At 55.7% G+C, this 26162-nt stretch carries 21 protein-coding genes; 16 read left to right on the top strand and 5 right to left on the bottom strand.

The window, feature by feature from the left end:
• Window positions 1-2: 2 nt before the first annotated feature.
• The 6 genes from G7Y44_RS05470 (at window position 3) to G7Y44_RS05445 (ending at window position 5983) form a co-directional block, all read left to right on the top strand.
• The gene (locus G7Y44_RS05470) at window positions 3-1292 is read left to right on the top strand and encodes an amidohydrolase family protein (protein ID WP_165248205.1); all 1290 of its coding nucleotides are present in this window, start codon (window positions 3-5) and stop codon (window positions 1290-1292) included.
• A 186-nt stretch (window positions 1293-1478) separates the two neighbouring features.
• Complete coding sequence (rpmE, locus tag G7Y44_RS05465) at window positions 1479-1910, top strand: 50S ribosomal protein L31 (protein WP_165248203.1); 432 nt, start codon at window positions 1479-1481, stop codon at window positions 1908-1910.
• 366 nt (window positions 1911-2276) lie between these two features.
• Window positions 2277-3038, top strand: coding sequence for a flavin reductase (locus G7Y44_RS05460; RefSeq protein ID WP_165248201.1), 762 nt, complete (start codon window positions 2277-2279; stop codon window positions 3036-3038).
• Window positions 3039-3067: 29 nt separating this feature from the next.
• A complete protein-coding gene (thyX, locus tag G7Y44_RS05455; RefSeq protein ID WP_165248199.1) occupies window positions 3068-3748 on the top strand; it encodes an FAD-dependent thymidylate synthase in 681 nt (226 codons plus the stop codon).
• 2 nt (window positions 3749-3750) lie between these two features.
• A complete protein-coding gene (locus G7Y44_RS05450) occupies window positions 3751-5115 on the top strand; it encodes a DUF1385 domain-containing protein (RefSeq protein WP_241159199.1) in 1365 nt (454 codons plus the stop codon).
• Between the two features lie 226 nt (window positions 5116-5341).
• Window positions 5342-5983, top strand: a complete 642-nt coding sequence (locus tag G7Y44_RS05445) for a hypothetical protein (protein ID WP_165248197.1) — start codon at window positions 5342-5344, stop codon at window positions 5981-5983.
• On the opposite strand, the gene G7Y44_RS05440 is transcribed toward G7Y44_RS05445, so the two are convergent.
• The 4 genes from G7Y44_RS05440 to G7Y44_RS05425 form a co-directional block, all read right to left on the bottom strand.
• Window positions 5980-6900 (bottom strand): nucleotidyl transferase AbiEii/AbiGii toxin family protein, encoded by a 921-nt coding sequence (locus G7Y44_RS05440; RefSeq protein ID WP_241159198.1) that lies wholly within the window; start codon window positions 6898-6900, stop codon window positions 5980-5982. The two genes, G7Y44_RS05445 and G7Y44_RS05440, sit on opposite strands and share 4 nt — an antisense overlap.
• On the bottom strand, window positions 6875-7501 hold the full coding sequence (locus tag G7Y44_RS05435; protein WP_165248195.1) for a hypothetical protein: 627 nt from the start codon (window positions 7499-7501) through the stop codon (window positions 6875-6877). The genes G7Y44_RS05440 and G7Y44_RS05435 overlap by 26 nt, the downstream gene beginning before the upstream one ends.
• A 315-nt stretch (window positions 7502-7816) precedes the next feature.
• Complete coding sequence (locus G7Y44_RS05430) at window positions 7817-9235, bottom strand: response regulator transcription factor (protein ID WP_165248193.1); 1419 nt, start codon at window positions 9233-9235, stop codon at window positions 7817-7819.
• A gap of 143 nt (window positions 9236-9378) precedes the next feature.
• Window positions 9379-10953 (bottom strand): FAD-dependent oxidoreductase, encoded by a 1575-nt coding sequence (locus G7Y44_RS05425; RefSeq protein ID WP_165248191.1) that lies wholly within the window; start codon window positions 10951-10953, stop codon window positions 9379-9381.
• Window positions 10954-11308: 355 nt separating this feature from the next.
• On the opposite strand from G7Y44_RS05425, the gene G7Y44_RS05420 reads away from it, so the two are divergent.
• Complete coding sequence (locus G7Y44_RS05420; protein ID WP_165248189.1) at window positions 11309-12574, top strand: ISL3 family transposase; 1266 nt, start codon at window positions 11309-11311, stop codon at window positions 12572-12574.
• An 866-nt stretch (window positions 12575-13440) separates the two neighbouring features.
• On the top strand, window positions 13441-16059 hold the full coding sequence (locus tag G7Y44_RS05415) for a DNA topoisomerase I (RefSeq protein ID WP_165248187.1): 2619 nt from the start codon (window positions 13441-13443) through the stop codon (window positions 16057-16059).
• A 112-nt stretch (window positions 16060-16171) separates the two neighbouring features.
• On the opposite strand, the gene G7Y44_RS05410 is transcribed toward G7Y44_RS05415, so the two are convergent.
• Window positions 16172-17035: a GTP pyrophosphokinase gene (locus tag G7Y44_RS05410; RefSeq protein WP_206214409.1), complete on the bottom strand. Its 864-nt coding sequence runs from the start codon at window positions 17033-17035 to the stop codon at window positions 16172-16174.
• Between the two features lie 173 nt (window positions 17036-17208).
• On the opposite strand from G7Y44_RS05410, the gene G7Y44_RS05405 reads away from it, so the two are divergent.
• The 8 genes from G7Y44_RS05405 (at window position 17209) to G7Y44_RS05370 (ending at window position 26159) form a co-directional block, all read left to right on the top strand.
• Window positions 17209-18081 (top strand): fumarate hydratase, encoded by an 873-nt coding sequence (locus G7Y44_RS05405; RefSeq protein WP_165248185.1) that lies wholly within the window; start codon window positions 17209-17211, stop codon window positions 18079-18081.
• A gap of 11 nt (window positions 18082-18092) precedes the next feature.
• The gene (locus tag G7Y44_RS05400; protein WP_165248183.1) at window positions 18093-18710 is read left to right on the top strand and encodes a FumA C-terminus/TtdB family hydratase beta subunit; all 618 of its coding nucleotides are present in this window, start codon (window positions 18093-18095) and stop codon (window positions 18708-18710) included.
• A 247-nt stretch (window positions 18711-18957) separates the two neighbouring features.
• Window positions 18958-19701, top strand: coding sequence for a dTMP kinase (tmk, locus tag G7Y44_RS05395; RefSeq protein ID WP_165248181.1), 744 nt, complete (start codon window positions 18958-18960; stop codon window positions 19699-19701).
• Window positions 19694-20839 (top strand): DNA polymerase III subunit, encoded by a 1146-nt coding sequence (locus G7Y44_RS05390; RefSeq protein ID WP_165248179.1) that lies wholly within the window; start codon window positions 19694-19696, stop codon window positions 20837-20839. The genes tmk and G7Y44_RS05390 overlap by 8 nt, the downstream gene beginning before the upstream one ends.
• A gap of 24 nt (window positions 20840-20863) precedes the next feature.
• A complete protein-coding gene (locus G7Y44_RS05385) occupies window positions 20864-22510 on the top strand; it encodes a PSP1 domain-containing protein (protein WP_165248177.1) in 1647 nt (548 codons plus the stop codon).
• Window positions 22511-22582: 72 nt separating this feature from the next.
• Window positions 22583-24052, top strand: a complete 1470-nt coding sequence (locus G7Y44_RS05380; protein ID WP_371807461.1) for a nicotinate phosphoribosyltransferase — start codon at window positions 22583-22585, stop codon at window positions 24050-24052.
• Between the two features lie 86 nt (window positions 24053-24138).
• Window positions 24139-25071 carry a DegV family protein gene (locus tag G7Y44_RS05375; RefSeq protein ID WP_165248175.1) on the top strand — a complete coding sequence of 311 codons (933 nt, stop codon included), beginning with the start codon at window positions 24139-24141 and terminating at the stop codon, window positions 25069-25071.
• 71 nt (window positions 25072-25142) lie between these two features.
• Entirely contained in the window at window positions 25143-26159 is a 1017-nt protein-coding gene (locus G7Y44_RS05370; protein ID WP_165248173.1) for an NAD(P)-binding domain-containing protein, read from the top strand.
• Window positions 26160-26162: the final 3 nt, after the last annotated feature.

The raw sequence follows: 26162 nt of genomic DNA, 5'->3' as shown, positions 1-26162 counted from the left end.
CCGTGCTTTTCGAGAATGTTGACATCATAGACGAACGGTTCGAGCATCAGCCCAACCGGTGGGTTGGCGTGTGCGACGGCTTCATCACCTATGTGGGTGACAAGGCTCCCGCCGACGCTGCCTCCTTCGGCGAGCGCTACGACGGGCGCGGCAAGTTACTTATGCCCGCGCTGTACAACGCACATACGCATTCTTCCATGACACTTTTACGCGGGTACGCCGAGAATCTACCTCTCCAAATATGGCTGAACGAAAAGGTATTTCCCTTCGAGGCGAAAATGATGCCCGAGGACTGCTACTGGGGTACGCTGTTGTCGTGCGCCGAGATGGCGCGCTTTGGCGTGGTGTCGTTTTCCGACATGTACTATCACATGGACCACGTGGCTCGCGCGGTGGAGGAATCGGGTCTGAAAGCGAACTTGTGCGACGACCTGCTGGCGCTTAACGGCGAGCGGCTCGATGACCTGCCGTTGCGTGCGACTGTCGACCAGCTTATTTCCGAGGTACACGGGCGCGGTGGCGGGCGCGTGCTTATTGACTGCGGCGTTCATTCCGAGTATACGACGAACCCCGGCGCGGTTGCCGACATGGCAGAGTATGCCGCCAAGCACGGGCTGCGCATGCAGCTGCATTGCTCGGAGACGCGTTTGGAGCGTGAGGAATGCAAGCAGCGTCATGACGGCATGACTCCCATCAAGTATTTCGAGAGCTTAGGCGTACTCGATTTGCCCACCACGGCGGCGCATTGCGTATGGGTTGATGACGAGGACATTCGAATCATGGTCGAACGCGGCGTGTCGGTGGCGGCTAACCCGGTGTCGAACATGAAGCTGGGAAGCGGTTTCGCGCCCATCGCACGCATGTTGGAAGCGGGTGTGAACGTGTGCGTAGGTACCGATGGCATGGCGTCGAACAACAACTACGACATGTTGCAGGACCTGTACGTGCTGGCGCTTATTTCTAAGGGGTCGATGTTGGATCCGTCGGTGGTGTCGCCGAAGCAGGTGCTGTTTGCGGGCACCCGTGCCGGCGCGCTGTCGCAAGGGCGCGATGACTGTGGGCTTATTGCTGTGGGCATGCGTGCCGACCTGTGTGTGCTCGACGTGGCGGGGCCGTCGTGGACACCCATGACCAATCCGTTGTTTAACGTGGTGTTTTCCGGGCACGGCTCCGACGTAGTGTTAACCATGTGTGACGGGCGCGTGGTGTACCGCGACGGCGAATGGCCTACCGTGGACGTGGAGCGCGCGAAGGCCGAGGTGACCGCACGAACAAATCGCATCATCGGGTAGCTGTAGCGCGAGCATGTGAGCTTGTTGGCTCACAATGGTGTTACTGGCTAGACAGTAGTAACACCATTGTTGTTGTGGTGCGATCGTGCAAATTCGGTCTAGCGCTAAACGTTGTCGTGTGTTACCATGCAAAGGCTTGTCTTCGCCTTGGTCGGAAACCAAGGCTCGTAGAAGGAGAACCAGAGAATGAAACAAGGAATTCATCCGGAGTACATGGAGTGCACGGTTCGCTGCACCTGCGGCAATACGTTCACCACTCGCTCAACCAAGCCCGAACTGCGCATCGACATCTGCAACGCGTGCCATCCGTTCTACACTGGCACCCAGAAGCTGATCGACACCGGCGGACGCGTTCAGCGCTTTGCCAACAAGTTCGGCTCTGCAACCGAGATGGTTGCTGCTCGCGAAGCCGCTGCTAAGGCTAAGCGCGCTGCTGCTGTTGCCGAGCGCGAGGCCGCTAAGAAGGCGGAGCGCGAAGCGAAGGCCGCTGCTAAGGCTAAACGCGCCGAAGAGTTTGCGAAGAAGAACGTCGCTGCTGCCGCTAAGGCCGAGGCCGAGGCTTCCGCCGCTGAAGAAGTTGACGCCGAAACTCCCGCCGAGGAAACCGCCGCTGAATAAGCATCGTATTTCGTTATCGGAAACCAGAAACGGGGCTGCACAAGATGCAGCCCCGTTTTTATGCGAGCAGTATTGCGCTCGCATAAGACAAAGGGGAAAAGATCCAAAAGACGCGTCTAACTCTACACAGTTACGCATTTGTAAAATAGTAGTAGGAACTATGGCTAACGGCCGTGAACCAGATGATGAGGACGCAACGATCGATAAGTGACCCTTTTCTGTCGAATTGCCTTTCGTTGCATTTCTCATACAACGAAAGGGATGTCTTCTTGTTGCGCGCCGTTCGATGCTACCATGGTTTCGTGCACAGACGCGTGCTGCGGTGCTGTGTGTATCGCAGCTGGCATGAGTCGAAAGGGGATACGGATGGGTGTCGACAAGAAAGCATTTCGTAGTTTGAGTTACGGCTTGTACCTTATCACCGCGAAGAGCGATGGCAGTGCGAACGACGGCGCGGCGGGTTGCGTGGCGAACACGTTTGCGCAGGTTACTTCGTCGCCGTTTCAGGTGAGTGTTGCACTGAACAAGGAAAACGTTACGGCGAGCGTCGTGCAGGAATCGGGGCGTTTTGCTTGCACAGTGTTGGCGCAAAGTGCGACTATGGAGCTCATTGGGGCGTTCGGCTTTAGGACGAGCTCGGAGTTCGACAAGTTTGCCGACTTTCAAGTGGCACACGACGCCGCTGGTGTTCCCTATGTTGCCGAGCAGGCGGTTGCACGCTTCTCGGTGCGCGTGACGAAGTGTGTCGATGTAGGAACGCATGTGCTGTTCATTGGTGAGGTGGAAGAGGCTGAGAAACTTGCTGACGAAGAGCCTATGACGTACGCCTACTATCATCAGGTGAAAGGCGGCAAGACCCCGCCGAAGGCGTCGAGCTACACAGGAGCTGACGATTCCGAGCCTGCTAACAAGTCAACCAAGGGTGGCGAAAGCACTGATGAATCCGCATCAGATGCGGACGCACCCGCTGGTGAGACCGAAGGGCAGGATTCTGCCGCGCCCGCCAAGCGATATGGCAGGCGGTGTATGGTGTGCGGCTATGTTGTGGAGACAGACGAGCTGCCCGACGATTACGAATGCCCCATATGCGGTGCGGGAAAAGACATGTTTGAGCGCATCGAACTGTAAGGGTGTGTGAACCTATAGAGGAGTGTCTTATGCAAGTTGAGTTGTTGTACCATACGCCCGATCCCGAGCGCGCCATCGCAACGGCGGCGCGCTTATGCTACGCGCCCGTGGGGGCTGCCGAGCTGATGGAAACCATGCCGGAAGAGCGCATGCGCAGCGTGCTGTCAACGATTCTGGCGAGTGGGCATTTGTCGACGCTCGAACATGCAAGCTACACCTTCGCGGTTGACGGCGTGTCCCGCGCGCTCACGCATCAGTTGGTGCGCCATCGCATCGCCAGTTTCAATCAGCAAAGCCAGCGCTACGTGAAGTTTTCGGATGGTCTGGAATGCGTGAAGCCCCCAACCGTTGCGGCGGACGCGCAAGCCGAAGCGGTATTCGACCAGGCAATTGAGGCGGCTGTTACCGCGTATCGACAGCTGCTCGATGCAGGTATACCCGCAGAAGATGCTCGCTACCTGCTTCCCAACGCTGCAGAAAGCAAGATCGTTATCACCATGAACGTTCGCGAGCTGCTGCACTTCTTCAGTTTGCGCTGCTGCAACCGCGCGCAGTGGGAAATTCGCGACATGGCTCATCGCATGTTGGAGCTTGCGCGGCCTACGGCCCCGTTCATCTTCGCCGATGCCGGTGCACCGTGCGTGCGCGGTGCGTGCCCCGAGGGCAAGATGTCGTGCGGCAATCCTTATCCGCAGGTTCGGAGGGATTAGCGGTGGATGGTAGCGTTGAGGTTGAGCGCGATGGGCGCCGAAAAAGCGATCTGTCGCGCGCGTTTTCCGAGGATGGCGCGCTAAAAACGCACGTAGGAGGTCAAGCGCTCATCGAAGGCATCATGATGCGCGGCAAGCTGAACTGGGCGGTTGCTGTGCGTGAGCCAGACGGCGGCATCTACGTGGAAGAACACGAGCTGGGGCAGGCGTCGAAGGCGCGTTGGGCGTCGTGGCCTGTCGTGCGCGGGGTGGTTGCGTTTGTGAACTCGCTGGTGCTGGGTTACAAGGCGCTTGAGATAGCCGCCCTGCATGCGTTCGCTGACGAGGGAACCGAAGAGTGCGAAGGTGAAAGCGAGGCCGGTGACGGTGCCAAGGTGGATGGAATTGGAGAAGTCGGTGGGGGCGGCGAGCGCGAGCTTGATGGTAAGCGCGAGCCTGAATCTGAGTTTGAACTTGAGCCCGAATCCAAACTCGAGTCTGTGTCAGAACCCGAGCATCGATTCTCGTGGAAAGACGATTTTGGTAACCCCGAAGAGATGATCGACGCGCTGGGGGCTCAAACGACGCTCGACGTGGTTACGGAACCCGTGCCCGTGCCAGCGTCCGCTGCAGCATCCGAAGCCTCATCCGACAAAAAGTCATTTATGGACGAGGAAGTGGAGTTCGGACACCGCGAGATGATGGTGTCTATGGTGCTCGGTTTAGTGTTGGGTGTTGTGCTGTTTGTGGTGCTGCCCGCGTTCGTGACGAACCTGATCGTAGGCGAGTACGACGATCGCACGCTTGCTTGGAACATTGTCGACGGCGTGCTGCGTGTGGCTGTGTTTGTGTTCTACATGTGGCTGATCGGACGCATGAAAGACATTCAGCGCATGTTTGGCTACCACGGTGCCGAGCACAAGACTATCCATTGCTACGAGCACGGATTACCGCTCACGCCCGAGAATGCGCGTAGTTTCCCACGCTTGCACGTGCGTTGTGGCACGGCGTTTCTAATCATGGTCATGATCATCGCTATCTTGGTGTACACCGTCATTCCCGTAAAACCGCTCATCACGTCGTGGGGTGTGCCCGACGGCTTGCCGAAGCTGCTGCTGGTCATAGCGGTGCGCATTGCGTTTATGCCGCTTATTGCCGGCATCGCATACGAGATAACGGTGAAGTGGGCGGGAAGTCGTCCCGACAATCCACTTGTGAAGGTGATCCTGTGGCCCGGTATGCAGATGCAGCGCTTGACCACGAATGAGCCCGACGACTCCATGATCGAATGCGCCATTGCCGCCATGCAACGCGTGCTCGAATGCGAGCAAGCGGCTGAGTCACAAGCTCGCTCGAGTGTAGTCGCGAAACAAGCATCACCTTCGTAGCCTTAGTCAGTGTTTCCCTCATGCTATGGGGATTTGGTGCCGATTCGGTACCAAACTAGTGAACACCCTGCGACGGTTTCGTGAATCGCCCGATTTTGCGGGAAGCTTGCGTACCCTAAACGGTGGGGATGCCGTCGAACCGACAGCATCATCGCCGTGTGAAGCGCATTATCATCGCAGCAACGGCGGCGTCCTCGATGTGCGAACGGCTACGGAAGGAGCCGCCATGACGAACCCCTACGACCGCAACCGATTCCCCAATCAGCGTACATCTCCTAACGTGACGTTTGAGTACCCGGATCCCGCAAGCTCGGAGGCATTTGGCGACCAAAAGACGAAGAGCCTGGCCAACAAGGCCATCATCGCGTTCGTTGGTCTGATCCTGCTTATTGTTGTGGGTATTGGGGTGCTGGTGCTTATGCCCAGTGATGCCGATCAATCGGATGGTGCTGTTGGTGGAGACGCGACATCAGAAGCGTCAGAAGCTCCCTTCGGTCTGGAATTCCTGAATAACTGGAAGAGCAAAGCCGCGAACGCTGCGCTTGACGCATCGGGCGTGAAAGGTCAGATTGAAGGAGCCATCGAGTCGCAGCGGGAGAGCATTCAGCAGTGGACGGGCATGTCGGATGCCGAATTCGATGCTGCCGTTGATAACTTGGCTATTGAAGACTGGCAGGTTGCCACCTTGCCCGCCGATGCGGTGCAGACGGGCAGCGTGAGCGGCACGTACCAAGGCGTAGACGCAACCATCATCACATACGACGACCCTTCTTACCTTACTGTGCAGGCATATGGGCGCAACATTACCTTAAGCGTGCCTGCAGGTTCGCAAGACTACGTGTCACTGTTTAGTTCGGTTCTTCCTTAAAGTTTTCCTTTAAGGAAGGCAGCTATTCGCATCACTGCTGTAGCGGCATCTTCGTAACTCAGATCGTCATATAGAAGAGGAGCGGTGGCTTTCTCGTAGTCTTCCTGATAGACACCATAGCTTGCGATTCTTTGCAGAGTGTCAGATATATCAACGGCGGGATTTGCCGAAGGTGTACGGGAGCCGCCCAAGCGCTGACGGCGCACTATCTTCAGCAGTTCAAGCAGTGTTTCGTCTAATGGAACCCGATCAAGCAGCTTGCAAAGGTCATACATGTGGCGCGACTGTCGCGGAGGTATGCTGCCCGCTAAATAGTAGTCACACAAAGCGAAGGTTTTGTCACAGAAGGTTCGCTCCAAAGAGTTAGCTAATACTTCAAAGGGACCGAGGTCGTATTCTTCAGCAGCTTCGACAAAGCGCTGTTCTTCACAAAATATCCCAATAAAGCTCTGTAAACTACGATACGCTGCGGGATCGGCTGGAGTCATAACGGCTGTTTCTACCACAAGTTTATCGGCGAACGTTGTCTTATCGATATTAGGCAGTGGCATCTCGTAACGGTTGAACTCTCGGCGGCTGCGCGTTCGGTCGAGATTTTCGATAGAAAGTCCCAACGAGTAAGCGCTCTCTACCACTGCTTGTTTGATACGTTTTCTCATGCCCTCGGTCGCGTGTTCTGCTTGAATACCCAGGTCAATATCTTCAGAGAAGCGATTAATAACGCCGTAACACTTAGAGAGGCAAGTTCCACCCTTAAAGACAAGCGCCGGATTTCTTCGTGTCACCTCTTTGAGTATTTGAACAGCAAAATAATCTTTCACAATGAAAGATTGGGGCATCTGCTCGTATTCGGCCACTTGGCGAACGAGCTCCTTGAAATCAGCTGGATTCTCATGCAAATACACGATATCTCTCACACTCTGCCAATTTCTTGGCCGTTCTGTCTGGGTAACTGGCCGAGCAATCGTAAATCATAGATCTACCTGCTTTGCGAGCCAGCTTTTTAAGCGCATCCATTTCGTATTCATCGTAAAACTGGATTTGTTGATCGGTAATAAGATCGAGAAACCGTAGTGCGTTAACATTACGAGCATTAACAGGACGCCGAGGTTTTCGCAGTGTTATGCGTTTCCAGCCACCAAAAGGCTTAACCTCTCGCAAACGAGAACTCTCTTTGTTCGTAGTAATTTCCAGGGTATTAGGCACCTGATCAGATACTCCCGACTCATTTACCAGATTGAAACCGGAAACATAGCCATAAACATCGTTACCAGATTGAAGCCAGCGTTTTGTGGCAACTTGCGTTCCTAGAAGCGATGACTTCCCAAAGCGCGTTTCCGTCGGAAGGTAATACACGCCACGGTCATAGCGAGCAATCTTCCCCTCCGCCATAGCTGCATCAATTCTCTTGTATACAGCCTGACGGCTAATATCAGAGAACACGCAGAGTATCTCTTCGGTGAGAATGGGTTGATTCTTTCCGAAACGAACTTCGAGTATGTCGATAAAGGTTTCCATGGGTTTATTCTACTTTCAAGATTAGCGGTTGATAAAAATTACTATATATTGTCAACTTTTGTCAACCAAAATGTGGTCAGCACGTTTTGGGATGAGTTCTTCGTTTAACACATAGTTTGATGTACTCTATCTGCACGTAAAGTGCTGATCAAAGATGCCAGCTAGACCTAAAATGCGACACTATGGACGTTTCGTGCGTCATACTGAAACGCTCGCAACGCAAGCTGACGAGCGCGTATTCTATGCAAATAGCATCAGATTAGTGCTTGACCGCTCAAACTGGGGTGGATTTCGGGTAATAGAGGCTCGATACTACTAGTTTTGTGTATAAGATCGCATCACTTCATCGATGCAGTCTTGACGGGAATGAGCTCCGAGTTTCTTGAAAATATGCTTGTTGTGGGTTCTTACGGTACTTTGGGAAACAACGAGTTGTTTGGCTATGGTGGGGATGTCTCGCCCGTGGGCCATTAGTAGTAAAACCTCTTCCTCTTTATTTGTTAGACTGTATTCCAAGGCAACCGATGAGACTGCGTTATGTAAAGGGTCTTCCTGATCGCGATCGAGCATCTTTGCGCTAAAAAGCGAGATGCGTTCTATCGAGAGTCCTAGAGCTAGCGCAACCGCCGAGAACAACGAGGCCACAATTGCTGGGGGAATTCCCAAATCGGAACCAATTCTATGAAGAGGAATAAAGTATCCGAGAATAGTGATGAAGCAGACGCTGCCACTAAGGATACCGTAGGTGCCTACAGCGATACGTGTATTTCCATTGCCGTAGGCGCGGCTCGCTACTTGAAGAAGAAGTAAGCCTAGCGTGTGACATGTAGTTGATACTCCGAGGAATACAACGGTGAACGTGCTGTCGAGGAAGGGCACTGCTAAACAGGTTAGGGCCATGATAGGAATTGACCAAAGGACAATCTTCTTTACGTTGACTTGAACGCGAAAAACGAAAACAGTGATAAGTAAGACGATGCCGGCCAAGATAAGGGCGATCATTTCGGCGGCGGTGGCGAGTGGATTTGATCCTCCTCCCAGAATGGCTCGAGAGGAAGTTGATACGAAGCCCATGGCTCCCAAAGCAACAATGGTTGTCCCCTGACTCGAGAACGCCGATCGAACCCGGAAGCGTTTCTCGTTGACTTCGTTTTGGCAGTTATTCTCATTGGGTAGGTAGAGATGCAGGCAAAACAGAACGGCAAGAGACGAGAAGGAGAGCATCGAGAAAGCTGCAAAAGTGGGGATGACTGTGAACATGTAGTCAGTGAAGAAATGGATGACCGGAGCCAAGAATGATGAGGTGATAGCAAAAATCCAAACCTCGTCTTGGTTGAGGTGAACCACGTGGCGAATCCATGCGTCAAACGTTAGTGCGCTATAGATGCCAAATACCACAAGGGCGCAGGCTGTGAGAAATGATAGTGATGGGAAGAGAATTGAGACACACATGAATAGGCACCCGCAAAGAAATGAGACAAGTGAGGCAGCGGGCAAGAGTTTCAGTAAATCCTTCTTGCATTTTAGAATTAAAGCACCGATGCTCATTGAAGCTGTTGCAAAGGGGATGTAAGTAAGAGAACGCAAAGCTTCTTCGGAAAACTGGTAGGGTTCTGCCAGTAAAGTCACCGGTTCTCGTAAGTTAAACGTGTTTGCTGCGATGAAGAGGGAGTATCCAAAAAGAACAAAAGGGAGAACGCTATGAGTTTTGTTTCGTTTGTTTGAAAAGCCCATCGATCCCCTCTCTCCGGAAGCTTCTCACTATGGTGCGGGGAGATCGTGTTGATCTCCCCGGGCCTTGTTAAGTTAGGATCAGGCTATCATCTTTTTCGCTACCCGACGACCTAATCCATTGTAATGGCTGTCTGATAGAGTACTTAAGCTGAGATGTAATTTTCGTAAGCGTGCTGGACGGCTTTTCTGCCAGAGGCAATGCCCCAACCGCTGCAGGTGCCCGGCGTATCGATCGTATAAATGTTGCGATACAGCATGCAGCCATCGTTGCCGACTGCATACAGACCTGGAATGACGTTGAAGTGGTCATCAATTACTTCGGTGTTTCGGTTGGTACCGATGCCGCCGACAACACAGAATACCACCCACATCGGTCGAGCGATGTAGAAAGGCCCATTCTCAATAGCTTGCAGGTATTGAGGATCTTTGCCGAAGAACTCGTCATCGCCTGCGGCGCACATGCGATTGTAGTCCTCTATACATGAAACAAGGGCATCGGTATTGAGGTCGTAGCAAGCTGCCAGTTCCTCAATGGTATTGCAGCGATAGACTGAGCCGTCGCCAGATTGTACGGCGGCGTCGATCTGGTGAGGGAAATCGAGAGTGGAGTCGGTTCCCCATGAGCTATAGTCATCAACTATCTTTTGGTCAAAGATGATGAAGTAGTCCTTCTGGTTCCATTTTGGCGGGTTCGAGTAGGACATGTTGCTCACGACGATATCCTCGGCATAGAAACGCTCACATTCTTCATTGATCCATGGAATCTTCGGCTCCATACAGAACAGCATGTTAGTTTGTCCTTTGGGTAGAGAGCCGATCATCGGTGCGTTTTGGTCGCAGCAGCCGGGGATTGTGTCTTTGGCTCCGGCAGCTATAGCCATTTGGTACCCATATCCTTGGGCGGCTTCGAACATGCAGCCTAGCCGGTCGGGTTCGTAGCCGATCCGAGCAACGATTTCAGGGTTTGAACCAAAGCCGCCGCTGGAGAGGATTATCGCATCGGCATTAACTTGAATCCAACTACCATCGTTTCTCTCGGCATAGACGCCGATTACTTTGCCCGCATCATCCTGAATGAGCCGTTTTGCGGTGGTGTTGAAGATGAAGTTTACGCCCAGTTCTTCAGCTTTGGCGGACATCTGGGGAACGTAGCCCTCGGAAGCGTGTCCGTTCTTGTACCAGTGGAAGGTATTGAATTTTCCGGTGTGGTAGTTGTCGATGATACCGCTGAATTCCACGCCGTTTTTTACAAGCCAATCAATGTTCTCACCGGCTACATCGAATAAATCTTTCCAAAGTAGTGCATTGTTACGCTGTTGGGCTTGAGAAAGCTCGTCTTTTAGTATTGCTCGCTGATCAACCTCTACGCCGGAAACTTTCGCCATGGCTGAGTTGATTCCGAATGAACCTTCGACACCCATTCGAGCACCACCTCCGGCTGCGTCTGTCGATTCGAGAGCTACCACGTTTATCCCGAGTTCGCCTGCTTGCACGCAAGCTGCCAAACCTGAAAGGCCAGCACCAATGACGCATAGCTGGCAATTGATGGATTCGCTTGGCGTAATGGATTGGGCGGTTGGATTGGTTTCCTGCGACGTGTCGCCTCCATCTTGATTGGGATCTGGTTTGGTGGAGCAGCCTGTAAGACTGGCAACTGCTGCAATGCCGCCAGTGACAACAATGCTTTTCAGAAAGCTTCTTCTATTAAGTTCTCTCATTTTGTTCCTCCTTGTCAACCGTCTTGCCTGGTTATCCAGCGATGAGATAGGCCATCATGTAAGGTATCTAACAAATCGCTCGACGTGTTTATTTTGGAGAGCGATCAGAAGGCTTTTTTGGGACAAAAGATACGATGTTTAATATCCCCTAAATTGAGGTATGAAGTTGAACTGGGAATATGCCTTCATAACAAAACGGATTCGCAGCACTTCTCATGTTGTCCGTGTGCTTGTTTGTTTGGCCCTTCGCGGTTTTTAGTGGTTAGCACAGGGTGCCAGCTGTGGGAAGTGTAGTTACAAGCGGGGCCAAGCGGTATCATTTAGCATGTAAGTGGAAACATACGGAGATGCCAAAATGAACCCACAAACGAAGATGCTAGCAACGATCATTGCAAAATCATTGAACCTCGGAGATGAGTGGAGTGTTGTCGACGTTGAGATGAGGGATTGCGATCCCGATCCTGATGAACTGCATGTCTACATCGAAAGGACACCGGGGTATGCCTTAAGATGTCCGAGATGTGGGGCGATGCACGGCGTGTACGATACGCGCGAGCGCACGTGGCGCCATTTGGACATATGGCAATACAAGACCTACATCCACTGCAAGCTGCCGCGTCTTGATTGTGAGGGTAGCCCAATCACAGCCGAGGTGCCCTGGGCAGCCCCCGATGCCAAGCATTTCACCGCACTGTTCGAGGCACAGGTATTGGTCATGGCCATGTCGTCAATGCCAGTCGCAGGAATAGCGAAGGTCGTACGTGAGCACGACACGAGGATCTGGGCGATGCTAAATCGCATCGTGACCAAAGCCCACGCCGAGGCTAACTTCTCAGGAGTTAGCGACGTGGGTGTTGATGAGACCGCTCGTAAGCGCGGGCACAACTACCTTACGAGCTTTGTCGATCTGAAAGGCGAGAGAGTCATGGTCTGTGCTCTCGGGCGTGACGCCAGTACGGTGGCTGAGTTCGCTTGTGAGCTCGCCGAACACGGCGGTGACCCGGAGGCTGTAAAGGTCGTAACCTGCGACCTTTCACCTGCGTTTGCCAAAGGTGTCGCCGAACACCTACCTAACGCTAAGCGCGTGGCCGATCGGTTTCACGTAATTCAGCTTGCAACTAGGCAGCTCGACAAGGTGAGGGCGGCTGAGGCTCGAGAGTCAAAGGAGAAAAGAGCACTTTTGTCCCGCACCAAGTACATATGGCTCAAAAACGAAGCAAACCTCACCGAAGGACAAGCGGAAAGGAAGCGCAACCTGTCAAAGGAGCACCTAAAGACGGCCCGGGCCTGTGCGATGAAAGAAGCGCTGCAGACTGTCTATGAATGTGAAACCAGAAAAGAGGCGGAATCTGATCTGAATGCTTTGTGCAGCTGGATCATGCACTCGAACGTGCCACAGATGAAATCGGTCGCCAAGACAATACGTGAGAACTGGGCTGAGATTCTTAACTACTTCGACCACAGGCTAACCAATGCCGTGTTAGAGGGTATGAACTCAATCATCCAATCGGCCAAAAGACAGGCCCGTGGGTTCAGCAACCTGGAGTACTTCAAGACCATCATCTACCTGAACCTGGGAAAACTACACTTCCCACAGCTGGCACCCTGTGCTAACCACTAAAAACCGCGAAGGGCCTAAAAAATGAACAAAAGACCAGTTTGAAGCCCCTTTCTTTGTCATTTTATTCGGGGTGTAACAAAATGACTGTCCCTATTGTCACTATGGAGGAAAAAGCCCTGATTCTATTGTCACGTTCGGTTGCACGCAAATGAAGCTGGCAAAAAATTCGTGATATGCGCGATTGTGCAAAGTTAGCCGTGTCTTCTGCCACTTTTTTCATGATATGTACGATTTGAAGCGGAAAAACGAGTAGAAATAAGCAAGGAACGAGAATTGCTCTTCACTTCTTGAGAGCGCCTTTACGTTTTCCCTGGTCAGAGACGACTGTTGTTTTCCCTGAAGCTTCGACGAGCTTTGCCGACTCCGTCAAATCGTACATATCCTGAAAAAAGTGGCAGAAGACACGGCTAACTTTGCACAATCGCGCATTTCGTAGAAAAAGTGGCTGAAGGTGAGGTTTTCTCTACCCGACTGGATCTGAGCGTACCTGTCCATACCCGACCGTACCTGAATGCGTCTTTCGCGGTTCCTTTTGCGAGCAGTTCTGCATTTCTTGGAATAAGAGATTACTAAACCTGGCAGTAGGAGCGCAGTGCATTAAGAGAACGCTGCCGTTTTCTTAATGCTTCCCTGTAGCTGGCTGGCCCATGGGCAGCTAGAAACAGCTTGGATACACCGTTTACGTCATCGCTTGCAGCTTCTCTGATTTCGTGTATGCTATGCAACGCTGCGCCGAGCGGCTGCGTCGAGTGGCTGTGCCGAGCGCGGCGTTATCCCCGCACACGTTAATCAACGAATTGGGGCAATCGTGTGAGCGCATCGGCTGCGCGAAAAACGCTCAGCTGGCAGAACAAGGAGGGGTCTGCATGAGACTCGTGGTTACCGAGAAGAACGACGCTGCCCAAAAGATCGCCGATCTGCTGGGTGTGAAAAAACCCAAATCTGACAAGGTGTATTCCACGCCGGTGTACCGCTTTGAGGTTGATGGCGAGGAATGGGTGACTATCGGATTGCGTGGGCACATTCTCGAACCCGATTTCACGCCGTCTATGGTGTACAAACGTCGCGGCGGCTGGCAAGGTGTTACCGAAGAGGGCGAATCTGTTGCCGCTGTGGTTCCCGCTGAACTCCCGCGCCCCCCATTCAAGAAGAAAAAGCCGTTCACAGAAGATGGCGTGGAGCTGAAAGCCTGGAAGATGGACGCGCTGCCGTATTTGGCATACGCGCCCATTGTGAAGCTGCCCAAGGAAAAAGACATCATCCGCAGCTTAAAGAACCTGGCCAAGAAAGCCGATGCCATTATCATTGCGACTGACTTCGACCGCGAAGGTGAGCTTATCGGTGCCGATGCGCTTGCGTGTTGCCGCCAGGTGAACGAGACTGCGCCAGTGAGTCGCGCGCGCTATTCTGCGTTCACTAAAGAAGAGATAACACACGCCTTTAGTAACCTGGTGCCCATGGATAACAACTTAGCCGCTGCTGGTTCGTCGCGCCAGGATATCGATCTTATCTGGGGTGCTGCACTTACGCGCTACCTGACGCTTGTGAAGTTCGCCGGCTACGGGAACGTGCGCAGTTCGGGTCGCGTGCAAACACCCACGCTCGCGCTGGTGGTGGCGAAGGAACGTGAGCGTATGGCGTTTGTGCCGCAGGACTACTGGGTCATTCGCGGGCGTTTCGATGCGGCTGCTCAGGTAGGCCCCACCGACGGCGAGGGAGAGCTTGCCTTTGAGGCTCCGCACGCGACTACCCGCTTCAAGGACGAAGTGAGGGCGCACGCTGCTATAGCTGCCGTTGAGCAGGCTCGATGCGCCACCGTTTCCGCAGTGGAGAAGCGCACGCGCACGGTGGCACCGCCTGTCCCGTTTAACACCACCAGCTTGATGGCAGCCGCTTCCGCTGAGGGAGTTTCGCCGGCACGTACCATGCGTATTGCCGAGAGCTTGTACATGGACGGCTACATATCGTACCCGCGCGTGGACAACACGGTGTATCCGAAATCGCTCGATCTGTGTGGTGTGGTGCAGGCAATTTCTGGCAATCCCGCCTACGCGCCGTACTGTAAGCAGCTGCTAAGTCGGAGCTCGCTGCATGCCACACGCGGAAAGAAGGAAACCACCGACCATCCGCCTATCTATCCTACCGCCAAGGCGACCCCCGACGATCTGCCCGCTGCCAACTACAAGCTGTACAACCTGATCGCTCGCAGGTTTTTGGCCACGCTTTCCGACGCCGCTGTGGTGGAGGGGACAAAAGTATCGCTCGATGTTGCTGGCGAGCCCTTTGTCGCGAAGGGCGACGTGCTGGTGAAACCGGGCTTTCGTGCCATTTACCCGTACGGTTTGAAGAAAGACGAGCAGTTGCCTTCGTTTGAACAGGGGCAACGTATCGCATTCAATGGAGCAACTTGCACGAAGAAGCAGACCGAGCCGCCGGCGCGCTATTCACAAGGACGGCTTATCCAGGAAATGGAGCGCTTGGGGCTGGGTACGAAGTCGACGCGCCATAGCATCATTGAACGGCTGTACACGGTGAAGTACATCGTAAACGACCCCATCGAACCCAGCCAGCTGGGCATGGCGGTGTGCGATGCGCTGGATAAGTTTGCACCACACATCACGCATTCTGAAATGACCGCCGAACTGGAAGCCGAGATGGACAACATTGCCGCCGGCACTACCACGAAAGACGCGGTGGTAGGTAATTCTCGCAAGCTGCTGTCCGAGCAACTTGCGCAGTTGATGCCTCATTCCGAAGAGGTAAGTGCGGCGCTGGCCGATGCGGTGGCTGCCGATGCATACGTTGGGCCATGTCCCAAGTGCGGGCGCGACCTGCAAATTCGCGCGTCGCAGAAAACCCGTGGCATGTTTATTGGTTGCGCTGGCTGGCCCGATTGCGACGTCACCTATCCGCTGCCGTCGGGCAAGATTGAGGCGTTGTCCGAGGTGTGTTCCACGTGCGGTATGCCCCAGGTGAAGGTGACGGCGTTCCGCACGAAGCCGCGCACCATCTGTATTGACCCCAACTGTCCCACGAATGCTGAGCCCGATGTGGTAGTGGGGCTATGTCCCACCTGCGGCGATGCGGGTATCGATGCCAAGTTGATCGCACGCAAGAACCCACGCACCTTAAAACGTTTCATTCGCTGTGAGAACTATGATGAATGCGGAACGGGTTATCCGTTGCCGCAGTATGGCAAGCTCGAGCCCACCGACGAAGCTTGCGAGCACTGCGGCGCGCCTATTGTGGTGGTTACCACTGCACGCGGACCTTGGCGGCTATGCCCGAACTTCGATTGCCCCGGCAAGGAACAGGAAAAGCAGGGAAAGGCCGCGAAGGGCAAGGCTACACGTGGTGGCACCCGCAAGGGGAGTAGTGCGCGCAGTGGAAGCGGCACTCGCGGTGGCAAGAAGAAGGCCTCGACACCGTCGCGTAAGCGGACTTCACGCAGTGCGTCATCAAGCTCGGCAAGCTCGTCGAAATAGCTTTTCCCACGTGGTTCGCAGGGTCGGAAGACAGGGCGGAGGGAAGTGGTCTTTCGCCCTGCGAAACGTACGACAATTTGGGTTTGTGAGCGAACTGAACCGTACGCGTCTGCTACTTCTCGTTTCGATCGTCATCGAGGTAGTTGCGCAATGCCTGCATGCGGATGTCTAGCGACGATGCTGCTTCGGCCAAATCGGTGAGCTCTTGGGCAACATAGGCTGTTGCCTCTTCCGACAGGTTCTTCTTGTAGCGCAGCTGATGTTCTAGCGTGGCCCAGAAGTTCTGCGCGATGGTGCGCAGTTGAACCTCAACTTTTACCGAGCGCTTCTCGTGTTCGAGAAAAATAGGTATCTCGATGATCAGGTGCAAGCTTCGATATCCGCTTGCTTTCGGATCGGCGATGTAGTCTTTGCGCTCGATAAGTACCACATCGTCTTGCGCCAGCAGCGCTTCTGCCAGTGCGTACATATCTTCAAGGAACGTGCACACCACGCGCACGCCTGCGATGTCGTTGATGTTTTTCTCCAGCGACTCCATTGTCATGGGATAGCCTTTGACGTACAGCTTGCGCGCCAGGCTGTCGGGGGACTTCAAGCGCGATTTAATGCTCTCGATGGGGTTGCGGTCGTGCTGCAGGCCAAATTCCTCGTTTAACACACGGAATTTGGTTTCTGCTTCCATCATGGCGCATCGGTAGTACGACATGAGTCGTTGGTACGGTGCGATGTTGCGCTCGACCATAGCGGCGAATTCCTCGTTGCCGGCAACCTGCGCCACCAGCTGCTCGGTGAGCGCTTCGCGGTGACCAGCGCGGATTTTCGCGAGGGCCTCATGGCGTTCCTGTGCATTCGATATTCGGGTGAGGATGTTGGAAATGCCTCGCGTGAAGAAGTTCTGTGTGGTTTCGGCGGCCCCGGTCTCGGTCGCCGTGTTGTTTTCGGGTGTTTCGCCGTCGCTTGTTTGCTCCTGGGCCATTGAGACTCCTTCCCTTGCACAACCACGCATTTTATCATGCTTGTACAGTGTGTGTGCGGGGGTGTTCGTATGTGCTTATAATGCAGAAAGTGAGCAAAGAGCCCGATAAGGGTTGTTGTGTGGAGGACGGCTTCAATCAGTGTTTCCTCAGAGGTTTGAGAAGGGAAGGACCCATGGATCATCCGCCCATTGTCAGCGCCGATGCAGTAGCCGACGCTGTGCGGTGCGCTATCGCGCAAGCTGCCGTCACATTGCGCTGCGATGTTCGAGCAGGTATCGAAAAAGCTGCTCTGCGAGAAGAAAGCCCGCGTGCGCAGCGCGTGTTACGGCAAATTTTGGAAAACGCCGACATTGCTGCTCGCGATGGCGTGCCGTTGTGCCAGGACACAGGAACCGTGTGGGTATGTCTTGAAGTGGGCGAGCGCGTGGCCGTGCCGGGCAACGTGTTTACAGGCGTTGATGCGGCGGTGGCCGAGGCGTACGAGTGTGGTCGCTTGCGGATGAGTGTGCTTCGCGATGCGCTGTTCGATCGCACGAACACGAACACGAACGCCCCGGCGTTTTGTGAGATACGCTTCCGTCCTGGTGCGGGAGCGACCGTGTACGTGATGCTGAAGGGAGGCGGAAGCGATAACGCCTCACGCGTGGTCATGCTGGCGCCGGGCGCGGGTGTTGAAGGCGTGCGCCGCGTTGTGCTCGAATGCGTGCGCGAGAAGGCCGCCAACGCTTGCCCACCGCTTATCGTGGGCGTGGGTGTGGGTGCCACGTTTGACAAGGTGGCTGGCTTGGCGAAGCATGCATTGTTGCGCCCGGTGGGTTCTGTGGCAGCTCGCCCAGAAGCCGCGGCGTTCGAACGCGATCTGCTGGATGCTGTAAATGCCACTGGCATCGGTCCGGCAGCGTTGGGCGGCGCGTGTACTGCGCTTGCCGTGCACGTGGAAACCGCGCCGTGCCACATCGCCGCGCTTCCCGTTGCGGTGAACATGGGATGCTGTGCAATGCGATCGGCGTCTGTTGAGGTGATTCCCTGGGGTGATGAACGATGAGCGGAAACGAAATGAGCGGAAACGAAATAAGGAATAGCGCGCCCATTCGCCTGCAGCTGCCGCTTTCGAAGGCTGATCTTGCTGGGTTGCGCGCGGGGCAAGAAGTGCTTCTTTGTGGGCCGGTGTACACATCGCGTGATGCCGGGCATGCGCGCATATTGGAAGCGTTGCGACAAAACGGTGAGCTGCCGTTTGGTCTTGCGGGTCAAACCATCTTCTATGCCGGGCCTACCCCTGTGGCTGCGGGGAGGCCGCTCGGGTCGGTTGGACCTACCACGGCCAGCCGCATGGACTTCGCTACGCCCGCGCTCGTGGATGCCGGGCTGATTGCGTGCTTGGGGAAGGGAAAGCGCTCGCTCGAGGTGGTTGAGGCGTGCCGTCGTAACGGGGCGGTGTACTTTGCGTGCGTGGGTGGCATCGCCGCGCTTTTGGCCACGCATGTAACCGAGAGTCAGCTGGTGGCGTGGGATGACTTGGGAACCGAGGCACTTCGCCGCCTGCAGCTACACGATTTCCCGTGCTTCGTTGCCATCGACACCTGCGGGCGCGACTTGTATCGTAGCATTGAAGCAGGCGAGCGGGTATCTCCCTCGGTTGGACACCTTTCGGCTGGTGATAGCTGGCGGTGAATGCGACTTGCGGGCGACTTGCAGACTGGTTACAGCTGGTGGTGGCTCGATGGAGCGATGTCGCGTGCGGCGGATGCGGGGTGTAGAAAGGTATATAATCGACTTCACGCGCAGCGGGCGAAATGGTGCATTTTGCCCGATCGTGCTTTGCCAGCTGCATCGTGCGGCTGACTGCAAGGTGCTGTTGCGCGCTTTCAGGTGGCAATAGGGGTTTTGATCCCGAAGGGCAATACATGGAGGAAATGCCATGAACGACGCATCGAACGAGAGAACCCCGCACCGCGGTGTGTTCGTCACGTTCGAAGGCGGGGACGGCGCGGGAAAGACTACACATCTGCGTTTTCTGGCTCAGGTATTACGGGATCACGGCTACGAGGTAGTGTGTGTGCGCGAGCCGGGTGGAACGAAGGTGGGTGAGGCGTTGCGCTCTATCGTCCTTAACCCGGAAAATACCACCTTGTCAGATGAAGCCGAGTTGCTCATTTATGAAGCTGCTCGCGCTCAGATTGTTGCGGAGGTCATAGAGCCCGCACTTGCGCGAGGTGCGGTGGTACTCTGTGATCGTTTTTTCGATTCCACGGTGGCCTACCAGGCGTTTGGTCGCGGTCTTTCCCGTGACTTCGTGGATGCGGCGAACCGCTTTGCTGCCCGCGGCATCGTTCCTGATCGAACGTTGTTGTTGATGTGTGGTGGAACACAGGCGGGTTTGGTGCGCGCGACGAAGGGTGGCGCCGATCGCTTGGAGCAGGCAGGTGAGGTGTTTCATGACCGGGTTCGCGAGGGCTTTCTCGCACTTTCGCAAGCCGACCCCGATCGTGTGTGCGTCATCGATTCCGACGGCCCCCGCTCGTTGACAGCGGCGCAGGTGTTCAGTGCGCTGTCCGATTTGTTTTCCTGGATGGCCGATGCGTCGGTGTGTGACGAGAGCTTCTTTTCGGTACTAGACGATCGGCGCACGCAGGCTTCGTCTTCGGAGAGGTGCCATGGCTGACGCGTTCGACGCCGTGTTCGGACAGCCGCAAGTACGCGACTTTCTGCGTGCGGCGGTTTCAGGGGACAAAGTAAGCCATGCCTATTTATTGGTTGGGCCTGCTGGATCGAACAAGACCGCTGTGGCCTTCGCGTTGGCGCAGTCGGTGCTGTGTGAGCACGGCACAGGATGTGGTGAGTGTGACGAATGTCGCCGCGTGATGGCTCGCACGCATCCTGACGTGCACTTTTACGCTCCCGAGGGTGCGATGGGCTACCTGGTTGAGCAGGTGCGCTCCATTGTTGCCGATGTTTCGCTTGCACCTATCCGCGCGAAGCGCAAAGTGTATATTCTCGACCGGGTTGATCTTTTAGGTGTGCAGGCAGCAAACGCCTTTCTGAAAACCTTGGAAGAGCCACCAACAGGCGTGCTGATCATTTTGCTGGGACGTACTCAGGAAAGCGTGCTTTCCACCATTGTGTCGCGTTGCCAGGTGATTCCGTTTCGCACTATTCCTGCTGCTGAGGCTGCGGGGTTGGTGTCGCAGAATACTGGGGCGACGCGCGAACGTGCAGCTTGGGCGCTGCAGGCTTGTGACGGATCGGTAAGCAAGGCCGTGGCCTTTCTGAAATCAGGGGAATGCATGGAATTGCGACGGAACGTTTTAGGTACGCTCGCGGCGCTTCGGCTATCTGACGACTGGGACATCGTGCAGGCGGCGTCGAGCATGGTGGTGCAGGCGAAGGCTCCGCTCGACGAGGTTCGCAGCCAGCAGGCTCGCGATTTGGAGGATGCTTCCGAGTTTTTGGAACGTGCGGCGGTTCGTCAAATCGAGCAGCGAAATAAGCGCCTGATCACAGCAAAGAGCAACGAGCTACTTCATCAAACAACGGCCATTATCCGCGGGTGGTTGCGTGACGTGTTGGCTATGTGCGCTGGTGCGCCTGAAGTGGTGGTGAACTCCGACGCGCTTGATGCGATAGCCGATGCCGCCGCCAATACGGATGCCGCACGTGTTGCCGCCGCATTGGAAGCCGTGCGTCGCTATGACGAGGCGATCTCGTATAATGTATCCCCTGAAACGTGTATCGACGCCATGCTGCTCGATATGAGACATACGCTGTACGACGCATCCGGCTCTCATGCCGGGCGCGACTGAATACTATATAAGGAGTGGTGCTGAATGGTTCGGATAGCGCCCGTTACGTTGAGCAACAACCCCAAGACACTTTGGTTCGATGCGGGGGACATTACCATACATGAGGGCGACAATCTGGTGGTTTCCACCGCACGTGGCACGGAGTTTGGCCGTGCTGCCGGTGAGGTATTTGAAGCGAGCAGCGAGCAGGTGGATAAGCTGAAAACGCCGCTGAAGCCCGTGAAGCGCGTTGCTACCTCAGAAGACGAAGCGAACGCCCGCGTCATGGAGCGTAAGGCGGCCGAAGCCCTGCCCGTATTTAAGGAAATGGCTGCCGAAATGGGTGATGATATGCGCCCGGTGTCGGTCGAATATCTGCTCGACGGAGACAAGGCCGTTTTCTATTTCGAAGCCGAAGACCGTGTCGATTTCCGAGAGTTGGTGCGGAAGTTGGCCGCTCGCTTTCACGTGCGTATTGACATGCGTCAGATTGGCGTGCGTGACGAAGCGCGCATGATCGGTGGTTTAGGGCATTGCGGACAAGAGTTGTGCTGTAAGCGCTTGGGCGGTGAGTTTTGCCCGGTGTCGATTCGTATGGCGAAAGAGCAGGATCTGTCGCTGAATCCCCAGAAGATATCGGGTGTGTGTGGTCGTCTGATGTGTTGTCTGCGCTACGAGTATGACGCATACAAGGATTTCAACAAGCGTGCGCCGAAGCGCAACGCCACCGTGCAAACGCCGGTAGGTCCTGCCAAGGTGGTCGATCTCGACGTACCGCGCGAGATTGTGACGGTGCGCGTTGAGGGAGAGAAGCCGGTAAAGGTTCCCTTAGCCGATTTCGACGAGCCACAGGGCGAGGGCCGCCCGAACGTGATCGGTGAAGAGGCATGGGAGTGCGCGATCGAACAAGGCCGCGCGGCGTTGGGATCGGCTTCGTCGTCGCTTTTGACCGGTCAGTTGACGGCCGGTGACAAGCTAGCCGATCCGCAAACAGTTCGCCACACAGGTTCGGCGTCGGCTGGGCGAAAGCAGCGCGACGCAGCGGCTTCGCGGCCCGGTTCGCAGAAGCAGCGATCGAAATCGCAGGACTCATCGAAGGGATCGAGCAAGAGTTCCAGTTCTGCGAAGACACCTGTGCACAAGCGTGCGTCGTCTCAAACGCGTGATGGGGCCGTTGCAAACACGACATCTACGCGCACACCACGTCGGCGCCGTTCGACGAAGCTCGATGCGAGTGGGGTTTCGGTGACAACGCAAGCACCCGTGAGCCGTTCGCATGCTGCAGCCGAAACGTCGGCGGCAGGCAAGGGCGCTGCAGGTACTGCGAGTGCAAAAAAGCGCGAGGGTGCCGGCGGGTCGCAAGCGCGCAAGGGTTCGCAGGGTAAAAAGCAGGGAGCTCAGCAGGGACAGCGAAAGCAAACAGCTGCTTCCGCTACCTCTGTCAGAGGTGGCGCGCAGAAGGGTGGCGCCGAAGCGTCGCGGCAAAGCGGAAAGACAGCGGTGCGTCCTGGTCAGAACTCGTCGGGCGTGCGAGGTCTGCGCAATGCGAGTACTAGTCGCGAAGGAGCACATACCGACACGCATGCCGCGCCGCGCGATGGGCACGCGCCCGCCGATGCGCAGAAACGCGCAGGGGCGCATCGCCGCAGAAGGAATCGTAAGTCTTCAGGCGAGACGCCGCAGCAGCAGTAAAGCAATAATTTCGACGGACGAGAGACAGGTAGTGGACACGCGAACGTGCCCAGCTTAAAGGAAGGAGCAGACGTGCGGGACGGAGAATCCCTGACGGTCGAATATGAGCTGTTGACCGATTTGTATCAGCTCACCATGGCGCAGGGTTATTGGGAGAGCGGGCAAGCCGACATGCAGGCGTGCTTCCATATGTATTTCCGCGACTATCCGTTTGCGGGTGGTTACGCTGTTGCGTGTGGCATGGCACAGCTGGCTGATCTGGTTGATACGTTCCGCTTCTCGGAAAGCGACATCGCGTATTTGGCGAGTCTGGACGCTCCTGGTGGCGGAAAGCTGTTTAAACAAGACTTCCTTGATATGCTGGCAGATTTCAGGCTGCACGTTGACATTGATGCCGTAGTTGAAGGCACCATTGTGTTTCCACACGAGCCCCTTGTGCGCGTATGCGGTCCTATTCTCGACTGCCAGATTATCGAAACAGCGCTTTTGAACTGCGTGAACTTCCAAACGCTTGTGGCTACGAAGGCAGCGCGCGTTTGCGCAGTTGCCGGCGCTCCGGTTGCCGAATTCGGCTTGCGGCGCTCGCAAGGCGCCTTCGGCGGCGTGTGGGCGAGCCGTGCGGCGGTGGTGGGTGGCTGCGCGTCGACGTCAAACGTGTTGGCTGGCAAGTTGTTCGGGTTGCCTGTGTCGGGTACGCATTCCCATTCCTGGGTGATGTCGTTTCCCGATGAGCTCACGGCGTTTCGTGCGTATGCAGCGGCGTTCCCAAAAAACTGCGTGCTGTTGGTTGACACCTACGACGTGATCGAAGGTGTGAAAAACGCCATAACGGTGGGGTTGGAAATGCGCGAGCGCGGTGAGCGAATGGCTGGCATTCGTATCGACTCGGGCGACCTTGCCTGGCTTGCCAAGACGGCGCGGCGTATGCTGGACGAGGCGGGGCTTTGCGATTGCGGTATCGTACTGTCGAACGATCTTGACGAGCATACTATTAAGTCGATTCGCGACCAAGGGGCCAAGGTGGATTCGTGGGGCGTGGGCACGAAGCTGGCTTGTGCTTACGATCAGCCGACGCTTGGCGGCGTGTATAAGCTGTCTGCCACCAAGGTAGGCGAGGGGCCATGGACCGATTGTCTGAAAATTTCGGAAACGGCAGCGAAGCTTACCGTGCCGGGCGTGTTGGATGTGCGGCGCTACTATTACGATTCCGGCACCATCGCTGGCGACATGGTGTTCGATTGCAATGCCGGCGTGGCTGATGCTGAGACAATTGTTGATCCGTCCGATGACTTACGTCGTAAGACACTGCAGGGGCTGCGCTTTGAAACGCTTTTGGCTCCGTTGGCGCGCGATGGGAAGACTGTGCTGCCAAGCGAATGTCGCGATGCGCTGGCGGCGCAGCAGCGGTGCCACGCGGGGCTTCTCACTCTTGATGAGAGCCAGAAGCGCGTGCTGAACGCCCATACCTACCCGGTTGGATTGGAGCGCAGCCTGTTCGAGCGTCGCCACGAGTTGGCCATTAAACTGCGCGGTTTGGACTAACCGGGCTTTGGAGGCTGCAGCGGTGTAGGCGTGCGTTGGCTGTAGCGGCGTGTTGCTGACTGTAACGAACGAGAATGGAGGGCGCTATGGCGCAATGCAAATGCAACCTGATCATCGACTCGTGCTGCGATCTGCCTTTTGGTGTTGTGGATCGGGAAGGGGTCGAGCTGATTCAGTTTCCGTACCTCATGAATGGCGAGAGTCGTTTCGACGATCTGTATCAGTCCACCACCGCACACGACTTCTACGACGCCATGAGAGGCGGAGCGTGCCCCACTACTTCGCAGGTGCCCATCCCGGTGTTTCGCGAGGTGTTCGAGCGCGCGGCGGCAAGCGGGGTGCCCACGGTGTATTTGAGCTTCACCAGTGGTTTGTCGGGAAGTTATGACGCTGCCATGCTCGTACGTGAGCAGGTTTTGGCTGATCACCCCGACGCTGAGCTCCATGTGGTCGACACGAAGCTGCCCTCAATCGCCGAGGGTTTGCTGGTGTACGAGGCCTTGCGCCAGCGGGAAAACGGCATGACTGCATTGGAACTTGCTACGTGGGCCGAAGAAGCGCGGTACTTCGTGCGGTGCGAATTTATGGTTGACGATCTTGAAGCGCTGCGGCGCGGCGGGCGCATTCCTTCATCGGTGGCGTATGCGGGTGCGAAGCTCGACGTGAAACCTATGCTATCGGTTGATCTTGAAGGCAAGTTGTCGCTGGTGGGTGTTGCCCGCGGGCGAAAGAAGGGAATCAAGCAGCTTGCCGAGTACTATCAGAAAAACGGTGACGATGAAGGGGCCGATAAGCTGGCGTTAGTGGGAAACGCCGACTGCCCGAAGGACCTCGTTCGGTTGAAAGAGGCCGTGTCAAAACTGGATGAGCAAGCAGTGTTCTTGGAAACGTCTATCGGGCCGGTAATTGGCAGCCATGTGGGGCCGAACATGATTGCCATCGTATTCTGGGGTAAAGACCGCCGGTGCGGCCTGTCGGTTGCTGACCGCATTGCTCGCAAGGTAAAGAGCGAGGGTTAGCGGTTGGATAATGATTCGTGTGGCAGACGCTCTGCTGTCTGTTCGCGTGCGAAAGCGAAAGGGAAGCTTTCATGATTGAAACGTATGCGTTTGCGGGGTTCGAGTCTTGGGGTCGGGTTGTTGATGAGCGCTTGCAGGCGCAAGGTTTCGTGCGTGCGGAACGGCTTGCCGATGCCGATGCGGTAATCACGTACTGCGTGACACAGACAGAGCTCGAGGATGTCTACTTCGACACCGATGGCGTGGTGCAAGTGGCAAAACCTGGGGCAGTTGTGATTGATTTGTCTGCGTCGACGCCTAGTTTCGCGCGGGAAATCGGCGCAGTTGCCACAGTGAACGATCTTCACTTCGCCGAGGCACCCCTTGCTGTATGCGACATGTTCGCTGATGACGCTCTGGCTGATGCCGGCAATCTTGTTGGTTTCGTTAGCGGTGACGATACGGCAGTGCGCTTGGCACTTCCCGTGGTTCGCGCGCTGGCGGCAACGGTTCATGAGACGGGTGTTGCGGGAAGCGCGCAGCTTGCCAAAGCTGCGTGGACGCTGCGTGCGACGTCTTGTCTAGCGGCAGCGGTTGAAGCTCAGGCGTTGTTCCATGTTGCGCAGCATGCCGGTCTCGCTTTCGATGCCGGCCTGAGTGCGCCAGGCTCCGATGCGTTCGCTGATGCATGGCGGGCTATCGTCGAAGAGCGATTTGAGGGCACCTATACTGTGGAAATGCTGCTTGCAGAGCTGTCGGCGGCGCTGATGGCGGCCGATGACTACGAGCTTATTCTGCCTCATGCTGAATCGTGCGCACACATGCTTGAATTGATGGCGCTGATCGGTGGCGCTGATAAATCGCCCGCGGCGTTATCGTTGGCGTATGGCGATGAGGCAGCGTGTGCTGCTCATGGCCTTGATTGGACGCGCGCTGAGCAGGCGTATAGCGATGGTTTCGATGATGACGAATACGATGACGACCTGTATGATTGCGATTTCGATTGCGATGACTGCGATGACGACTGTTGCAACGAGGATGCTTGCTCCTCAGGGCGCAGTTGTCGGCATGGCCATGGGGGTTTGTACTCAGGCTTCAGTATGAATTAGGCG

The sequence above is a fragment of the Adlercreutzia sp. ZJ141 genome, assembly GCF_011038965.1.
Classification (GTDB): domain Bacteria; phylum Actinomycetota; class Coriobacteriia; order Coriobacteriales; family Eggerthellaceae; genus ZJ141.
This window is presented reverse-complemented; position numbering and strand designations above follow the sequence as displayed.

Bases quoted from the DNA above. Each gene is read 5' to 3' on its own strand.
- G7Y44_RS05405 (WP_165248185.1), top strand. From the start codon at position 17,209: ATGGATCATCCGCCCATTGTCAGCGCCGATGCAGTAGCCGACGCTGTG.
- G7Y44_RS05460 (WP_165248201.1), top strand. From the start codon at position 2,277: ATGGGTGTCGACAAGAAAGCATTTCGTAGTTTGAGTTACGGCTTGTAC.
- G7Y44_RS05410 (WP_206214409.1), bottom strand. From the start codon at position 17,035: ATGGCCCAGGAGCAAACAAGCGACGGCGAAACACCCGAAAACAACACG.
- G7Y44_RS05445 (WP_165248197.1), top strand. From the start codon at position 5,342: ATGACGAACCCCTACGACCGCAACCGATTCCCCAATCAGCGTACATCT.
- G7Y44_RS05370 (WP_165248173.1), top strand. From the start codon at position 25,143: ATGATTGAAACGTATGCGTTTGCGGGGTTCGAGTCTTGGGGTCGGGTT.
- tmk (WP_165248181.1), top strand. From the start codon at position 18,958: ATGAACGACGCATCGAACGAGAGAACCCCGCACCGCGGTGTGTTCGTC.
- thyX (WP_165248199.1), top strand. From the start codon at position 3,068: ATGCAAGTTGAGTTGTTGTACCATACGCCCGATCCCGAGCGCGCCATC.
- G7Y44_RS05420 (WP_165248189.1), top strand. From the start codon at position 11,309: ATGAACCCACAAACGAAGATGCTAGCAACGATCATTGCAAAATCATTG.
- G7Y44_RS05385 (WP_165248177.1), top strand. From the start codon at position 20,864: ATGGTTCGGATAGCGCCCGTTACGTTGAGCAACAACCCCAAGACACTT.
- G7Y44_RS05390 (WP_165248179.1), top strand. From the start codon at position 19,694: ATGGCTGACGCGTTCGACGCCGTGTTCGGACAGCCGCAAGTACGCGAC.
- G7Y44_RS05425 (WP_165248191.1), bottom strand. From the start codon at position 10,953: ATGAGAGAACTTAATAGAAGAAGCTTTCTGAAAAGCATTGTTGTCACT.
- G7Y44_RS05415 (WP_165248187.1), top strand. From the start codon at position 13,441: ATGAGACTCGTGGTTACCGAGAAGAACGACGCTGCCCAAAAGATCGCC.
- rpmE (WP_165248203.1), top strand. From the start codon at position 1,479: ATGAAACAAGGAATTCATCCGGAGTACATGGAGTGCACGGTTCGCTGC.
- G7Y44_RS05375 (WP_165248175.1), top strand. From the start codon at position 24,139: ATGGCGCAATGCAAATGCAACCTGATCATCGACTCGTGCTGCGATCTG.
- G7Y44_RS05435 (WP_165248195.1), bottom strand. From the start codon at position 7,501: ATGGAAACCTTTATCGACATACTCGAAGTTCGTTTCGGAAAGAATCAA.
- G7Y44_RS05400 (WP_165248183.1), top strand. From the start codon at position 18,093: ATGAGCGGAAACGAAATAAGGAATAGCGCGCCCATTCGCCTGCAGCTG.
- G7Y44_RS05430 (WP_165248193.1), bottom strand. From the start codon at position 9,235: ATGGGCTTTTCAAACAAACGAAACAAAACTCATAGCGTTCTCCCTTTT.